The organism is Geodermatophilus sp. FMUSA9-8, from assembly GCF_037034165.1.
Taxonomy (GTDB): Bacteria; Actinomycetota; Actinomycetes; order Mycobacteriales; family Geodermatophilaceae; genus Geodermatophilus; species Geodermatophilus nigrescens.
Map to the genome: position 1 here is coordinate 126,417 of NZ_JBAGKE010000010.1, position 14,412 is coordinate 140,828.

At 72.3% G+C, this 14,412-nt stretch carries 17 protein-coding genes; 6 read left to right on the top strand and 11 right to left on the bottom strand.

The features are described 5' to 3' along the window. Positions 1–11: 11 nt before the first annotated feature. Positions 12–650: a DUF305 domain-containing protein gene (locus WA616_RS19570; protein ID WP_236831308.1), complete on the bottom strand. Its 639-nt coding sequence runs from the start codon at positions 648–650 to the stop codon at positions 12–14. 129 nt (positions 651–779) lie between these two features. Continuing rightward, positions 780–1,187, bottom strand: coding sequence for a four-helix bundle copper-binding protein (locus WA616_RS19575; RefSeq protein WP_336032523.1), 408 nt, complete (start codon positions 1,185–1,187; stop codon positions 780–782). A gap of 117 nt (positions 1,188–1,304) precedes the next feature. Here WA616_RS19575 and WA616_RS19580 point away from each other — a divergent pair, with 117 nt between their 5' ends. Next, positions 1,305–1,685, top strand: a complete 381-nt coding sequence (locus tag WA616_RS19580; RefSeq protein ID WP_336032524.1) for an ArsR/SmtB family transcription factor — start codon at positions 1,305–1,307, stop codon at positions 1,683–1,685. A gap of 37 nt (positions 1,686–1,722) precedes the next feature. Next, the gene (locus WA616_RS19585; RefSeq protein ID WP_336032525.1) at positions 1,723–1,878 is read left to right on the top strand and encodes a hypothetical protein; all 156 of its coding nucleotides are present in this window, start codon (positions 1,723–1,725) and stop codon (positions 1,876–1,878) included. A 576-nt stretch (positions 1,879–2,454) separates the two neighbouring features. Here the strand turns inward: WA616_RS19585 and WA616_RS19590 are convergent. The 3 genes from WA616_RS19590 to WA616_RS19600 all read right to left on the bottom strand — a co-directional run bounded on the left by WA616_RS19590 (position 2,455) and on the right by WA616_RS19600 (position 4,654). Then, positions 2,455–3,768, bottom strand: coding sequence for a hypothetical protein (locus tag WA616_RS19590; protein ID WP_091930909.1), 1,314 nt, complete (start codon positions 3,766–3,768; stop codon positions 2,455–2,457). Next, on the bottom strand, positions 3,765–4,142 hold the full coding sequence (locus tag WA616_RS19595) for a hypothetical protein (RefSeq protein ID WP_091930910.1): 378 nt from the start codon (positions 4,140–4,142) through the stop codon (positions 3,765–3,767). The genes WA616_RS19590 and WA616_RS19595 overlap by 4 nt, the downstream gene beginning before the upstream one ends. Positions 4,143–4,264: 122 nt before the next feature. Further along, entirely contained in the window at positions 4,265–4,654 is a 390-nt protein-coding gene (locus WA616_RS19600) for a hypothetical protein (RefSeq protein ID WP_091930911.1), read from the bottom strand. A 153-nt stretch (positions 4,655–4,807) separates the two neighbouring features. On the opposite strand from WA616_RS19600, the gene WA616_RS19605 reads away from it, so the two are divergent. The 3 genes from WA616_RS19605 (at position 4,808) to WA616_RS19615 (ending at position 9,133) form a co-directional block, all read left to right on the top strand. Then, positions 4,808–5,011, top strand: a complete 204-nt coding sequence (locus WA616_RS19605) for a hypothetical protein (RefSeq protein WP_091930912.1) — start codon at positions 4,808–4,810, stop codon at positions 5,009–5,011. 110 nt (positions 5,012–5,121) lie between these two features. Further along, on the top strand, positions 5,122–8,184 hold the full coding sequence (locus tag WA616_RS19610; RefSeq protein ID WP_336032527.1) for a hypothetical protein: 3,063 nt from the start codon (positions 5,122–5,124) through the stop codon (positions 8,182–8,184). 139 nt (positions 8,185–8,323) lie between these two features. Continuing rightward, entirely contained in the window at positions 8,324–9,133 is an 810-nt protein-coding gene (locus WA616_RS19615) for a hypothetical protein (RefSeq protein ID WP_091930914.1), read from the top strand. Positions 9,134–9,146: 13 nt separating this feature from the next. On the opposite strand, the gene WA616_RS19620 is transcribed toward WA616_RS19615, so the two are convergent. The 4 genes from WA616_RS19620 to WA616_RS19635 form a co-directional block, all read right to left on the bottom strand. Next, complete coding sequence (locus WA616_RS19620; protein WP_091930915.1) at positions 9,147–10,616, bottom strand: hypothetical protein; 1,470 nt, start codon at positions 10,614–10,616, stop codon at positions 9,147–9,149. Next, the gene (locus tag WA616_RS19625) at positions 10,616–11,494 is read right to left on the bottom strand and encodes a serine/threonine-protein kinase (RefSeq protein ID WP_170852333.1); all 879 of its coding nucleotides are present in this window, start codon (positions 11,492–11,494) and stop codon (positions 10,616–10,618) included. Before WA616_RS19625 ends, WA616_RS19620 begins: the two co-directional genes overlap by 1 nt. A gap of 443 nt (positions 11,495–11,937) precedes the next feature. Next, positions 11,938–12,333, bottom strand: coding sequence for a nuclear transport factor 2 family protein (locus WA616_RS19630; RefSeq protein ID WP_336032528.1), 396 nt, complete (start codon positions 12,331–12,333; stop codon positions 11,938–11,940). A 73-nt stretch (positions 12,334–12,406) separates the two neighbouring features. After that, positions 12,407–12,883: a DUF1707 SHOCT-like domain-containing protein gene (locus WA616_RS19635; RefSeq protein ID WP_336032529.1), complete on the bottom strand. Its 477-nt coding sequence runs from the start codon at positions 12,881–12,883 to the stop codon at positions 12,407–12,409. A 129-nt stretch (positions 12,884–13,012) separates the two neighbouring features. On the opposite strand from WA616_RS19635, the gene WA616_RS19640 reads away from it, so the two are divergent. After that, complete coding sequence (locus WA616_RS19640; RefSeq protein WP_336032530.1) at positions 13,013–13,498, top strand: GNAT family N-acetyltransferase; 486 nt, start codon at positions 13,013–13,015, stop codon at positions 13,496–13,498. 13 nt (positions 13,499–13,511) lie between these two features. Here the strand turns inward: WA616_RS19640 and WA616_RS19645 are convergent, their stop codons facing one another. Both WA616_RS19645 and WA616_RS19650 read right to left on the bottom strand, forming a co-directional pair. Next, complete coding sequence (locus WA616_RS19645; RefSeq protein ID WP_336032531.1) at positions 13,512–14,033, bottom strand: hypothetical protein; 522 nt, start codon at positions 14,031–14,033, stop codon at positions 13,512–13,514. Beyond that, positions 14,030–14,296: a helix-turn-helix transcriptional regulator gene (locus tag WA616_RS19650; RefSeq protein ID WP_336032533.1), complete on the bottom strand. Its 267-nt coding sequence runs from the start codon at positions 14,294–14,296 to the stop codon at positions 14,030–14,032. The genes WA616_RS19645 and WA616_RS19650 overlap by 4 nt, the downstream gene beginning before the upstream one ends. Positions 14,297–14,412 lie beyond the last annotated feature (116 nt).

The following is a 14,412-nucleotide window of genomic DNA, read 5'->3' on the forward strand; positions in this document are numbered from 1 at the left end:
TCTGGTGCTGGTCAGCCGGTCGGGCAGTCGCGCAGCGCCGAGCCCTCGAACTCGGGGACGGGTCGGGCCTGCGCCTCCTCGGGCGTCTCGGCCTCCCCGTTCTCCTCGATGTCCTGGATCAGCCACTCCATCTCGGCGATCTCGCGCTCCTGGGCGCGGATGATCTCGACGGCGAGCTCGCAGACGCGGACGTCGGTGATGTCGGCGCGCTCGGAGCGGGTGATGGCCAGCGAGTGGTGCGGGATCATCGCGCTCATCCAGGCGGAGTCCTGCACTGTGGCCTGGGTGCGGTCCAGCGCGATCCCTCCGCCCAGCAGCAGCAGGCTCACGGCCACGATGGCGATGTTGCCCTTCATGTTCTTGTACATGTTGAGCATCCAGGCCAGCATGACCAGCCCCATGGTGCCGCCCATGGTGATCGCCATGAACACGCGGCTCTGGCTGAACTGGACGTGGCTCCACTCCCAGGTGCCGGCGAACATCGTCCAGTACATGACCACCATGGACGTGGTGATCATCGCCGCGAAGCGCAGGTACATCTTCCGCTGCATCTTCTTCTGCATCCCACCGTCGTCGGAGGCGTCGTGGTGGCCGGACTCCTCGCCGCCGTGCCCGCGCGAGTGGTCCTCGTTGCTGCTCTTGGTCGCCATGGGTTGGTGTTCCGTTCTCTCGCCGACCGGTCTCCGGGGGCCGGGCGTGGGTGGTCGTGCCCTGCCGACGTCCCGGCGCCTGGTAGGGGCCTGGTGCGCCGGGACGCCTGCTGGTTCGGGCCAAGTCGGTCAGCCCAGCGAGCTGATGAGGTCGCGGCACGCCTGCTCGCAGCGCCGGCATGCCTCGGCGCAAATGCGGCAGTGCTCCTGCATCTCGGCGTGCTCGGCGCACTCGTCACCGCATGCCTTGCACGCCGCAGCGCAGGCCTCGAGCACCGCCCGGGTCAGGTTGGCGTCGTAGCCGGTGTGCCGGGACAGCACCCGGCCGGTGCTGTCGCACACGTCGGCGCAGTCGAGGTTGGTGCGGATGCACTTGGTGAGTTCGGCGACGGTGTCCTCGGACAGGCACGCGTCGGCGCAGGCGGTGCAGGCCTGGGCACATTCGACGCATGCCTCTACGCACTCGCGGAGCTTGTCCTTGTCCACTCTGCCGAGGTCCTTGGGGTAGGTGTCGAGCATCTGCGCGGCCACGGTCATGGCTACCTCCTCGGATCTCCGGCGCCGGAGGGCTCGGATGCCGCCCGGGGCTGTCGCCGGCGGATCCGTGCTACCCGTAGATCCGTACGGGTATGAGCGCACCGGAGGTGTTTCTCGATGTCCGAACCCACCCACGCCCATCCGGTCGATCCCGAACGGGTCGCCCACGCCCGCAGCCGGCTGCCCAGCCGTGACGAGGCGGCCCAGCTGACCAGCGTGCTGAGCCTGATGGCGGACCCCACGCGTGCCCGCGTGTTGTTCGCCCTGGACATGGTGGAGGAACTGTGCGTCGGCGACCTGGCACTGGCGCTGGAGGTCAATGAGGACGCCGTGGGATACGCGCTACGCCTACTGCGCACTGCTGGGCTGGTGATCAACCGCAAGCAGGGCCGCGTCGTGTACTACCGCCTCGCCGACGGCTTCCCCGAGCCGCTGCGTGAACACTGCCTGCGCCAGTTGATCGCCCTGTCCCAGGCGCCGGCCCCCGAGGAGGGCTGAGGGTCGCGCGGCCCCGGCTCGTCGACTGGTCGCACAAGTGGAGACCGAGCCGGACAACACGAGCGAGGTCGAGGTCCGGTTCGTCGCCGAAGGCTCCGGGTGCACCCGGGTCGAGCTGGAGCACCACCACCTCGACCGGCTCGGCTCCGGCTGGCGTTCCGTAGCAGAGGATGTCGGCCACGACCAGGGCTGACCGCTGTACCTGGACCGGTACGCGGCCCTGTTCGGCGATAGCGGTTGAGGGCCAGCGGCTGCACCGATCCTGCGGGTTCGCGGTTGTGTTCAGCGATCGCCGGTGTCCACCTGACACACCGGGGGCCGCGGTGGCGACGGGCGGCCGCAGCCCGTGGTCGGCCAGGACGGCGAGCATCGCGGCCGGAGGGTGGGCGAAGGTGCGGAAGTCCTGCCGTCGCAGCCGGAACACCGTGATCTGGGTGGCGACGATCGCGCGGGAGACCCGGTTGCGCGGTGGGAAGCTGAACACGAACCGGCGGCGGGTGCGCTCGGCGACCGCACCGAGCAGGCCGGGGTGGTCGGCCGCCACGGCCTCTGCCGGGACGCGCGAGAAGTGACCCGCCGGGCACGGGCGCTGATCCGGACGGTCACTCGACCACGGGCCGCAGCCATCGTGGGCCCTCCACGGCGGCGGCCACGCCTGGATGCGCCACCTGGTGCGGCCGATCGCCCCTGATCGGGTCGACCACGTTCAGCAGGGGCCCACCGGTTCGGTGGGCCCCTGCTGCCGTTCATGCTTCGCCGCGTCGACGTACTAGCCGGCGTGCGATCCGGGTCGGAGCGCGCGTGCTGCCTCCTGCAGGTGTCCGGTCAGGACCCGGCGCAGGGTCTCAGCTGACGTGCGAATGCTCGCCAGCGACTTCTCCCCGCTGGAGATGTGACGAGTCAGTTCGTCCCATCGGGGGAGGAGTTCCAGGGCGTGACCCACTGCAGTCTGCGCTTGACCGACGTCGACGGACGCGCCCGGCTGCTGCCCGGCGGCGATGACCAGACTCAGCTCCCTGAGCACCGACAGCACGAGGGTGAACGCAGTCGGATCGTCCGCCGCGACGACGAAGTCGACAGCACCGACCCGGCAGAACCGGCTCGGACCCGGGACGTGGGTCTCGTCCGGAACCACGAGCAGGCCCACCGTGGCGCGGCGAACACGCCTGGCGTCGGAGAGCGCTTGCTGAGCTTCGCGGACGCTGAGCGCCCTGGAGCGGTTCTTGCACTCCACTGCGATGGTGGGACGCGCCCCGCTGCTGAGGACGCACAGGACCACGTCCCCCGCCTTGCGGCTGTTGCTGCCCGGCGCCGGCGTCGAGCCCACGTGCTCGACCACATCGCCGGTTGCCGCCGCGAAGGACGCGAGGTGGTCGGCGACCAGGGTCTCCCAGGCGGTGCCGGCCACGTTGGGGTTGCGCCGGCCGGCTGCCTGCCCGGCCTGCTGAGCCTGGATCATGCCGCGCACGGCGGCTATCCCCTCGGCCAGTTCCCGACGTGCGCCGTCGACGCTGGCGGTGATCTCCCTCTTGGCGGCCGACAGCGGTGACATCGGATTGTCCGTCGAGAGGGTGCTCCGCACCTGCTCCGTGTGGGACGACACGACCCTGGCCAGCTGGCTCAGTGCCTCCGCCTGGACGGTGGTCGCGGCCTGCCGGACCGCCTCCTGGACGTTCGCGGCTTCGCCGCCGAGCACGGCCGAGAGCCGTGCCGGTAGATCGGCCAGCGCAGTGGCGGCGGCCTGGCGGGTGGCCTGCTCGGTGTCGGCGAGGCGAGCGGTGAGCTCGTCCAGCTGCGCGACGGTGGCCGTCGCCCGGGTCGCGAGGGCATCCTCGAAGCCACTCAGGGCTCGCTGGACGACCGCCTCGACGTCGGTGCCGCGCTGCAGCTCGCCGGCCATCAGGCCGACCGCGACGGCACGGGCCACGGTCTCCTCGAGGGAGGCCGGGCCGTGTGCGGCCAGTTCCCGCTGGGCGATCGCGACCACCTCACGGTGCGTCACCCGCAGGTGGCGGATCTCCAGGGCGTCACCGGAGACGGTGACGTTCCCGCTGCGGCCCCGCTGGGCCGGGAGGGCGGTCATCGCGGCAGCTCCGCCTGGAGCAGCTGCGCGACCGTGACCGGTGGCCCGTCGCCGAGGCGGCGGCAGGTCAGGCAGTCCGCGGCCCGGGTCAGCGGGTCGCCGGTGTGCTCGGCTTGGAGCAGGAGGAGGTGCAGGCCGGTCTCGATCACCCGGAAGTCGTCCGGGTGCCGCCTGCGCAGTGCCTCCTCGATCGCCACGACGGCGTCGAGCAGCTCCTGCTCGTCGGCGCCGCCGTGGGCCTGGGCCGAGATCAGCCGGGCCGACGCGGCCAGCCAGCTCGAGAGGAGCCGGCGGAGATCCCGGTCACGGTGCGCGGCCTCGGCCGCGGGGGACGCCGGTCCGGAGACCGGGAGGGGACGGATGGATTGGGACACGGTGGGCCCTTCGGGTTGCTGGGCGCCGTGGTGCGGGGGACGGACGTCCCCCGCACCACGGGGGTGGCGTTCGTCCACCGCCGGACACCATCGGGGCGGCGCGGCCGGGGACAAGGTGCGGATCACCGCCGCTCGTTCCGATGGCGCTCCCGGGTCCACAGCAGGCCGACCAGGCCGCCGATGTGGACCACCTCCCCCTGCTCCTGGAGGTAGTCCCAGTCGCTGTCGCTGAGCAGCGTCGGCCCGCAGACCTGGACGATGACGTCGACCGCAGCGGGTGCTTCCCCGCTGAGCAGCCAGCTCAGGCGACTGCAGCTGAGGTCGTGCTCCTCGCACCAGCAGCGGTGCCCCGGGACCGTCAGCTCACAGTTGAAGCAGGTCGTGCAGGTCTCGCTGGCGTCGTACTCGACGGGGTCGACAGCAGGCAGGCGGTTGGTGACGGTGACCGCCGCGAGGCACACCTCGTTGCACAGCATGACGCTGGCGCCGCGGTCGATGGGCAAGAACAACATGAGGGAGCTCCCGGAGGGCTCGGCCGGCGCCCCGCCGGCGGGGACGGCGCCGGAAGGCGACCGCGGCCGGACCGTGCTGCGAGTCCGAGCCGCTGCATTCGCCTCGGCCGGGCTCATTGCGCCGAGGGGCACTCGCGCCGACAGGTCACCGGCATGGACACCGACCTGCCCGCCCACCCCGACCACGAGCCCGCCGCGCTGCGCCGCTACCGCGAGCTGGTCGCTCGCCTCAGCGACCCGTCGGCCCTGACCGACGAGGCGTTCGACCTGCTCGCGCCGCCCGGCGGTGACACCGCAGGTGACGAGGGCGTCTGGGTGCCCCTCATCGTCACCAGCGGGGTTGTTCCCGAGGTGTAGAACCCCAGGTCCATTTCGCTGGTTCGGGGGCCTTGTATCGCTGCGATTGCCGCCGACGGTGCCCTCGGCACGGTGCGAACCGTTCGCGCCCCGCCGAGAGGACCACCCCCATGTCGATGTACACGCCGCAGAAGGTCTACCGCCTGCTGGCTCCGCTGCTGCCCCCTGGTGCCCCGACGTGCGTGAACCTGCCGCGCTTCTCCGAGGAGAAGCACTGGCCGGGACTGGCGGCACAGATCGCCGCGCTGTTCGAGGCCTACGCGCCGGGCAGCCCCGCGCTGCAGACCATGCAGAGCTGGCCGGAGGAGGTGTGGAACCCCGAACACGCGGCGCTCGGTGCGCAGTACGGCGTCCAGTGGCTGCGGCTGGCGGATCTGCACCACCTCGCCGAGGGGGAGGACCCGCTCATCTGCGTTGTTCTCGTCGGCGACCAGCTGCTGGTCGGCGCCACGCTGTCCACGACGAAGCGGCACATCGCCCGTGAGGACGGCGAGGACGAGAACGCGTACCTGGTCCTGCTGATGGCGCTGATGAACCACTACCGCTCCCTGCGGGCGCTGCGGTGGGTCGAGGATGTCACCCGGGCCGCTCGGGACGACTTCGGCTGGTCTTCGATCAAGCGCAAGTGCAAGGACCGCGGAATCCGCATCGTGCTCGCTGGCCGGTCCTACGACCTCCACGACCAGGGCGACGAGCTGGCGCTGAAGGCGCTGGGCATCCCGGCCACCCAGGACGACGACAAGCGGCGCAAGGCCCTCACCGGCAAGCGCCTGCTCAAGTACATGTCCGGGGGCGCCGCCATCGCCGAGGACCAGATGCCCCACGGCTGGCGCTTCGCTCGCGACGACCACGGCCGGGCCCGGTGGGAGGGCATGCGCGGCTACATCCCGGAGGGCGAGTTCGCGACCGCTGCTGCCCTCCAGGACCTGTACCGGCGCGTCGCCGCCGGTGAGACGTGGACGCGCATCGCCGACCAGCTGATCGACTGGGAGGCGAAGGGCAACATCACGCGTCGGGCCCACGCCAGCATCGGCAGGACCTACGCCGACGTCGACGGGGACCCCCAGGCCCGGTACGGCGCTGCGAAGGGCGTCTTCGTGCGGGGCAACGGCCGCCCGAAGGTCGCGCCCACCGAGGCTGCGATCGCCGACTACGAGGGCGGCGGCGACCCCGCCGTGCTGTTCAGCCCCGAGATCCGGCTGTTCCTCGGCAAGGTCGAGCTCGTGCGCACCGGCCGGTACTTCCGCCGGCTCACCAACGACATCCGCGGCCGCAACGTCGTCCTCCACGGCCTGGCCGCCACCTACCAGGACGAGGACGACGAGTTCGGCTGGTTCGACGTGCTCAGCGAGCCGTGGGCGTGGCCGGTCGACCCGGTCAGCGGAGAGCCGCTGGCCCGGTTCGGCATCTCCGACGAGACCTGCCGCAAGGTCGGCGCCCGCCTGCTGCGGGAGCTGCGGCAGCCGCCGGCGGAGTCCGGCGGCCGAGTCCACCACTCGCGGCTGGTGCGCCGAGTGCTGCAGAACTTCAACCTCTGGACCGTGAAGCCGGGGAAGCCCGGCGCCCAGTACGACGACGAGCCCACCGAGTACGGCATCGAGGCGCGCCAGAACAACAGCGGCAAGGACAACTTCGTCGTCCTGTTCCGCCGGTACAGCGTCGGCGGCAAGCCCAACGGTGACCGTCGTGGCCTGTCCTGGCTCGGCCCGAAGGAGAGGAAGCCCGAGCACATCGCCGCGACCGGCAGCCTGGACGACCTCACCGGCTCGGTCGCCGCGGCGCTCGACGACGCGCTCACCGCGCTCGCCGGCAGCACGGAGCTGGCCACGTTCGACGGGACCGCGCCGGCTGGCGAGGACCTCCACCGGCGACGCGTCTCCCTCGAATCACAGCTCGGCCGACTGACCGAGGAGGCCGCGGCGCTGCGCCGCGACGCCGACAACCAGCGTCTGATGGCCGGGCGCAAGGTGGATGCGGGTGATCTCGAGGGCGCGGACCGCTACGACCAGCTCGCCACACGGAAGACCGCCGAGGCGGTGGCGAAGGACCAGGACCACGAGCGCGTGCGCCAGGAGCTCGCGGCGCTCGAAGATGCGCTGAGGGCGGCCACCCGCAGCCGCGAGGCAGAGGTGGACGTCTCCGTCGGCGCCTGGCTGGTCGCTGGCCTGCGTCGTGCCGTCTACACCGGCGGCCGCGGCTCGGCGGTGCTCGGCAAGCTGGCCGACAAGACGTTCACGCACTGGACCTTCCGGGCCGACGACGAGGACCTGCACTGGGGCTGCGTCGCGGAGCTGCCCCTCCGCGACGGCGGCAAGCTGCGCCTGCCGTTGGCCAGCTGCATCCGCAACGTCCGGACCCGGCCCGGCAAGGGCCTCGCCTCGGCCGACGTCGTCGCCCGCTACGTCCTCGACGAGGGTCGCGACATCAAGGAGGTGGCCACCATCCTCGCTGCCACTCGCCGGACCCTCATCGTCAAGATCCTCATGCCCTGGCTGGTCGCCAACCGGGTGAAGGCCCGTGGCGCCAAGAGCTCCCTGCTCGACCACCCGCTCCCCGCGGTGCGGCGCATCGTGTACGCGGCGGTCACCGGCACGGACAACGGCGTCGCCGCTCGCTGGCCGGAGGCCGTCTCGAACCTCGTCGTCTCGACCTACACCGACCCCGACCTGCCGTGGGGCGACGCCGCCGTCCCCGACGACGTCCGGCCGGTGATGCGGCTGGCGGCCACCCTGGACCAGCCGGGGCCGCGCGAGCACGGCCTGCTGGTCTCTGAGGTCTCCCTGCTGCTCGGCGTCTCCGAGGACGAGGTGCGCAGCTGGGTCGTACCGGTGCCCCCGTCGTCCGGCGGGTTCAAGCGCCCGCAGTACCTGCAGTACGTCCCGGGCAGCAACAAGCAACGGGTCGAGCTGATCCCGTGTCCGCACCGGCGGTGCGGAGGCCGCGCCAGCCACGTGGTGATGCTCGCGGAGGTCGCGCGCAGCGGGTTCGGTGTGCTGTGCCCGGCCTGCCGCCGCGCCCCCCGCAAGGACGACACGTGGGCCTGGATCGCCTTCCCGCCCGTCTACCTCGGCACCTGGAGCCGCACCGAGAAGGTCGCCTTCCGCCAGGCGCCCGTCACCGTCGCGGTGCCCGCACCGGTGCCGTACGCCATCGACCCCGCCGATGCGGCGTGAACGAGGGCGGGCACGCGGTGCGAACGTCGAGGCCGCGCAGACCTAGCACTCACCGGCAGTCGATCGTTGGCAGATGTGGCGAGGCGCGGACAGCGGGACTCGCCGCCGGAAAGTCCTTCGGTGTGTCTACGGTGGAGAGGTGTCCGTGATGCTCGATCGCCTTGCCGCTGGCGATGAGGCGGTGGCGGTGCCCGAGTCTCGCGTTCTGGCGTTTCGGTGGGAGCGCGACATGCTTCCGCCGCTCATGGCGGTTGTCGATGACGTCGTCCCACACCAGGGACGGGGACCAGTGCATGTTCTGACCGAGGTCGCTTCGGCGTCCGGCGTTCCGGACCTCGTGGCCGTGCGCTTCGACGAGCGGATGACCTCCGAGCGGCTCGCTGCAGGACTCGGACCCATCGGGGACCTCACGCAGGTGCGGGCGTTGGTCGCCGCGGCCGACGGCGGCCGAACCGTCGCGCAGCTCGCCGCTGCGGCCCAGGTCACCCGGGCCTACCTGCGAGGCAGCGTCCTGCCTGCACTCGTCGACGCCGGCTGGCTGGAACCGACAACGGGCCGTGGTTCTTCGGCGGTCGTCACTCCTCGCCATCTGCTCCGTCCGGTGGCGGCCGACTTGGTCACCATCGAGGCGAAGAAGGCCGCATGGCAGCGCGCCGTCAACCAGGCGATGCGCCACGCCCCGAGCACCGACGCCTGCTACGTCGCGCTGGACGCCATCCGCGCAGCCCCGGCGATCGCACAGCGGGCCGCCATCCGCCGGCTGGGCGTGGGGCTGCTCACCGTCGACCCGGTGACGTGTCGTGTGACGGTCATCGCGCGTCCACGCCGTCGTCCCCACGATCCCGCGATGAGGACGCTCCTTGCGGAGCGGTCCTGGCAGCTCGTGCTGTCCGGTCAGACGACCGGTCCGACGTTCCCCGTCTTCGGGCGAGACCTCACCGCGGTTTGACCGACCCGACCGCTCAGATCAGCAGGTTCTCCCACTCGGCGAGGTGAGCGGGTGCGTTGTTCCCCGTAGGCGCAGCGGGCGTGCCGGCCGTTGCCCGCAGGAACGCCTGGGCGCGGCGCACCTCACGGAGCGCCTCCATCCGGCGGTTCGGCGACGCGAGCAGCGCGGTCAACCTCGCGCACCGCAGCAGGTAGTGCATCGACGCCGTCTCCTTGTCCCACCGCGCCGTGCTCGGCGTTGCAGCCCCCAGCGCCGTGCAGTACCGGCACTGGCAGAGTTGGTAGTCGGTCTCCCCCAGCATCGCGACGTGCGAGGCGTGGTCGACGGTGTGCAGGACGGTCCGCTCGAACAGCCGCAGCGTCGGTGGTGGTCTGCGCTGCCCGGGCCGGTTGGCGACGATCTGCGGTGCCGCGTAGGCCTGCTCCCCCCACGACGGTCCTGTGGAGAAGCCCGTCGCGCCGAGCGCCGTGGCAACCCACCCGGTGAGACCGCTGTTGGGCAGGACGAGGACCTTGTCCTCGAGCGCAGCGGTGACGGCGAGCTGCCGGTAGCCCTCGAGCAGGGAGCGCTGCCGGAGCTGGCCGTACCGGGGCTGCACGACCGGCCAGCGGAAGCGGAGGTACCACAGCCGCTCGCCCGACTCGACGATCTCGTGGAGCAGGACCCCTCGCAGGACCGGGTCGGTCAGCCAGCTGCCGTCCAGGGTGAGGTTGACGAACATGGGGGTCGTGCCGGCCGCCCGCCGACTCTCGGCCACCCAGCGGAGCGCGTGGGCGAACTCCCGCGCGCCGTTGGCCGCGCTCACCCATCCCGTTGCGGACAGCAAGACGGTGGCGCCGACGTCCGTCTGGCGCTCGAGCACCTCGCGGACCCAGGCCGGGTTGGTGGGGGCCGAGGCCGGCACCGCGTTGACGAGCCACGGATGACGGCCGGCCTTCTGATCGCTGACGTTCGCGTCCGGGCCGCCGTACGCCGGCGCCGTGTACAGATCCGGGTCGGCGATGCGGATGGGTGAGCCGGGGAACCGGTCGAGAAACGTCTCCGCGGCCGCGGGCGTGTGCGCCGGGAGTCGCACGACGACGCCGATCCCCACCCTGCCTCGCGTCACGCGGGTCGCGACCCTCGCCACCGACGGCATCTGGCTCGACTGCTGGTAGCTCTTGGCTAGCAGGAGCAGGGGCATGGTGCCTGACAGCTGCACCTCGAGCGCCGACTGCACCGGGGTCGTGACGCGCGGACGATCGCGGACCTCCCCGGTCGAGACGTCGACCGTGAACGCGGACACGTCCGGGGCGAGCGATCCCGTCGGCAGGTCCTCGGCGTCGTCCTCGGCGGTGCTCAGATCACCGGCTGCGGCGGCCTCGTCCAGCTGGACGAGGTCCAGATCGGGGGAGTCGACGTCCTCGACATCGCCCTGTTCCTCCTCGACATCGTCCCCCGCCTGGTCGAGATCGCCCGGGAGCTCGTCGTCCGGCTCAGCCATCACCGCGTGCCCCCGCCCAGGTCGCGGTACGCCCGCGCGGCGGAACCACGTTCGTGCGGCTCGAACGACAGCAGTCGTCGCACCACCGCTGCCGTCGCCTCGGGTACGCCATCCGGCAACGGGCGCGGGCCCTTGCGCATGCGCTCGAGTGCCTCATCGGCGAGCACGGCGCGACCCCGGTCGTCGAAGAACGGGTGCTCCCGCGCGAGCAGGATGTGCGCGACGACGCCGACCGCCCAGACGTCCGCCGCCTTCCGCGCCTCCTGCTGCTGGACCTGCTCGGGGGCCATGAAGGGCAACGTGCCCATGAGCGCGGGGTACTGCGTGAACGACTCGGCGTTGAGCAGCTTGGCCAGCCCCAGATCGAGCAGGACTGGGGCAGCCCAGGATGCGCCGCGGAGGGCGACGTTCTCCGGCTTGATGTCGCGATGGACTGTCTCCACCGCGTGCAGTTCGGTGACGGCGCCGAGGAGCTCCCGCAGGAAGGCCTGGGTCTCCTCGAAGGTCGGCAACGACTGGGACTCGATCCGTCCTGCGACGTCGCCGCCGTCCACGAACTCGAACACGAGGACCGGGCGTGAGCCCATCGGAAGACCGACGGTGAGGACGTCCTGGAGCGCGACGACGCGCGGATCGTCGACCCGTCGCAGACCCCCGACCTCCCGTTTCAGGTAGGCCTCGGGGTAGTTCTCGTCGAGGACGACCTTGACCGCACGAACGGCTCCATCCGGGTCCACGATCCGCCAGGTTTCGCCGAAGGCACCGCGACCGAGGAAGGACGCTGTCGTCGCGCCGAAGGCCGCCTGGACGTCGTCGGTGCCCAGCGTCGGCCCGAGCCTCACGCCCGGCGTCGGCTCCCACCAGAAGAGCGCGTTCACACAACCTCCCCCGTACATGGCGTAGAGCTACAGACCCACCCGGAAGCAGGGGCGCCGGCGCCGCATCACCCGCGTCGGCCAGAGCGGACGTCCGGGGGACCGCATCCGCACAAGACGGGCGGCTCTGTGGTGTGACGAGTCTAACAGGCCGTAGTCAGCACAGGTCGGTGTGCACATGAGCGTGGTGACGCCCCGCACCAGCACGGGTGGGTGCGGCGCCGGCCGCAGCCACCAGCCCGGGATCCGGGCGCGGTGATCGCGGGGCGGCACTGTCCGTAGGCGGACGTACCCTTCCGGCCATGATCACCAGGGCGTCGGATGTGAGCCGCGAGCGCTCCGCTGGGGAATCGCCCAGTGACGCACCGTCAACTCCCCCCTTGCCCACCCAGGCGAGAAGGCCCCCGGGGACTCCCCGGGGGCCTTCTCGCGTCTCGCCGCCCCGATCAGGCGGTGCCGGCGGTCTCCTGCAGGAAGGCGGCCGAGTCGTAGTAGGTCCGCACGCCGGTGAGCAGGCCGTCGTCGGAGCCGTCGCCCTCGATCACCGTGACGCCGCGGTAGGTGAAGGGCCGGCCGCTGCGCAGGGTGCCGCGCGACTCCCACTCCAGCGCCGCCGTCTTCTCCCCGACGGTGCTCGAGGTGAACGTCGTCTCCAGTTCGCCGAAGACGTCGCGGTAGTCCTCCCAGAAGCGGCGGGCGCCGTCGGGGCCCTGGGCCTCGTGGTCGGAGTTCAGCTTGACCAGCGTGGCGGACTCGCCGGTGAGGTCGACCATCGGCTGCGGGTCGGACTCGGCGTCGAGGTGGTGCAGGGCTGCGGTGAAGCGCTCGGTGAGCGTGTGCACGGGGTCCTCCCGGTACGGCGACTGCGGTCGCGGGAGGGCCTACCCGGCCGGTCGCGGGCGCACCCGCGCCGGTTCAGGCCGGCAGCTGCCGGTCGTCGCGCGAGCGGCGCTCGCCGAGCGTGCGGGCCAGCAGGACGAAACCCCACGGGCCGACGACCCACACCGGCCACGGGTAGACCAGGTCGCCGCTGCCGAGCATCGAGACCAGCCAGATGCCGGTGACGATGACGCCGGTGACCAGCCAGCTGGTCCAGGCGGCGCGCAGGTCGTTGCCCCACGCGCCGTGCCCCCACGCGCCGTGCCAGGCGCCGCCGTACACCGCCCGGGCCACCGGCGACTGGCCGGCAGCGGCCGGCGTGGCCGGGGCCGCGGGCCGGGGGAGGTCGGTGGTCAGCTCGGCGAGCTCGCCGTAGGTGCGGGCGCCGTGTGCCCGGGTGCTGCGGTCCTCGTACTCGGCGAGGGTGAGCCGGCCGTCGGCCAGGGACTCGTCGAGGCGGGTGACGACGGCGGCGCGGTCGGCGTCGGCGGCGAGCTGGTGCGGCTCGGGCATCTCGGGCTCCTCATCGGCGGGGTGGTCCGAGTCTTTCCTGCCCCCGCGCCCGCCACCATTGACAGACGTCACCCATCGCCGGTGCGTCCTGCACGGTGGGGTGCCGGTCCGCCCGGCCAGGATGGCGGGGTGACGACCACCGACGCCGGGGCGACGCTGTCGCCCGCCGCCTGGGACGACGACGAGGTGCAGCGGCTGACGGCCGCCCAGCAGGCCGAGCTGCGGGAGCGCTACGACGGCGACCTGGAACCGGGCGCGAAGCCGTCGGCGGCCGACGTCGCCGTCGTGCTGCTGGCCCGGGACGCCGCCGGGACCGCGATCGGCTGCGGCGCGCTGCGCCCCCTCGGCGACGGCGCCGCGGAGGTCAAGCGGATGTACGTGGTCCCGGAGGCCCGCGGGCGGGGCGTCTCCAGGGTGCTGCTCGCCGGACTGGAGGCGGCGGCCGCCGAGCGCGGGTGGACGACGCTGCGGCTGGAGACCGGCCCGCGCCAGCCGGAGGCGATCCGGCTGTACGAGGGCGCGGGCTACCGGCCGATCCCCGCGTTCGGCGCCTACGTGGACGACCCGGACGCCGGCTGCTCGCTGTACTACGAGCGGGTGCTGGGCGGGGCCTGAGCCGCGCTGCCGGTCAGGCGGGGAGCGCCTCGTCCGCTTCGGCGTCCTCCTCGTCGGGCAGCGTCCAGGCCAGGTGCCAGGACGGCAGCAGGCAGGACGCGAACCAGAGCAGGAAGGCCAGGCACAGCGCGAGCTCGACGTGCCCGGTCCAGGCCACGAGGCCGATGCCGGCGGCCCACGCGACCAGCGACAGGAGGGTGACCGGCGCCCCGACGGCGGTGTGCGAGCGCTCGCGGACCTCCCGCTGGTGCTCGTCGAGGGAGGACCGACGGCGGTCGTAGAGGCCGCGGATGCCCAGGTTGAGCAGCGAGTGCAGCGGGATGAACAGCAGCAGGCCCGCCGTCCAGACGACGACGTAGGCGAGGTCCCAGCCGGCGTCGGTGGCCGACCACACGAGGGTGGCGACGACGAGGACGGTCAGCAGCGCTGCCTCGCCGAGCACCGCGAGGGTGCGGACGCGGTGCGTGCGGGTCCAGGCGTGGCGGTGGTCCTCGAACGTGCGGGTCAGGTACGTCTGCTCGGACGGGGTGGTCATGGCGTCCTCCGGGTGAGCTCGGAACCGATCGGGGGCAGCGGGTCGAGGGAGAAGACCGCCTCGACGGGGAGGTCGAAGAAGCGGGCGATCCGCAGGGCCAGCGCCAGCGACGGGCTGTACTCGCCGCGCTCGAGGTAGCCGATCGTCTGCGGGTGGACGCCCACTCCGTCGGCCAGTTCCCTCCGGCTGACGCGGCGCTCCGCCCGGAGCACCGCGATGCGGTCGTGGACGCGGTCGGCGTCCGTCCGTGGCTGACGACCCATGCCCCCATTCGTAGCATTACTGCTACGGGATAAACAAGGGATCCGACGGATCGGCGTCCTGCGGTCGAGCGGGCGGGACGCTGCCGTAACGCTCCCGCCGAGCCGGACATGGAGGG

Bases quoted from the DNA above. Each gene is read 5' to 3' on its own strand.
- WA616_RS19650 (WP_336032533.1), bottom strand. From the start codon at position 14,296: ATGGGTCGTCAGCCACGGACGGACGCCGACCGCGTCCACGACCGCATC.
- WA616_RS19580 (WP_336032524.1), top strand. From the start codon at position 1,305: ATGTCCGAACCCACCCACGCCCATCCGGTCGATCCCGAACGGGTCGCC.
- WA616_RS19645 (WP_336032531.1), bottom strand. From the start codon at position 14,033: ATGACCACCCCGTCCGAGCAGACGTACCTGACCCGCACGTTCGAGGAC.
- WA616_RS19605 (WP_091930912.1), top strand. From the start codon at position 4,808: ATGGACACCGACCTGCCCGCCCACCCCGACCACGAGCCCGCCGCGCTG.
- WA616_RS19590 (WP_091930909.1), bottom strand. From the start codon at position 3,768: ATGACCGCCCTCCCGGCCCAGCGGGGCCGCAGCGGGAACGTCACCGTC.
- WA616_RS19620 (WP_091930915.1), bottom strand. From the start codon at position 10,616: ATGGCTGAGCCGGACGACGAGCTCCCGGGCGATCTCGACCAGGCGGGG.
- WA616_RS19600 (WP_091930911.1), bottom strand. From the start codon at position 4,654: ATGTTGTTCTTGCCCATCGACCGCGGCGCCAGCGTCATGCTGTGCAAC.
- WA616_RS19570 (WP_236831308.1), bottom strand. From the start codon at position 650: ATGGCGACCAAGAGCAGCAACGAGGACCACTCGCGCGGGCACGGCGGC.
- WA616_RS19610 (WP_336032527.1), top strand. From the start codon at position 5,122: ATGTCGATGTACACGCCGCAGAAGGTCTACCGCCTGCTGGCTCCGCTG.
- WA616_RS19635 (WP_336032529.1), bottom strand. From the start codon at position 12,883: ATGCCCGAGCCGCACCAGCTCGCCGCCGACGCCGACCGCGCCGCCGTC.
- WA616_RS19575 (WP_336032523.1), bottom strand. From the start codon at position 1,187: ATGACCGTGGCCGCGCAGATGCTCGACACCTACCCCAAGGACCTCGGC.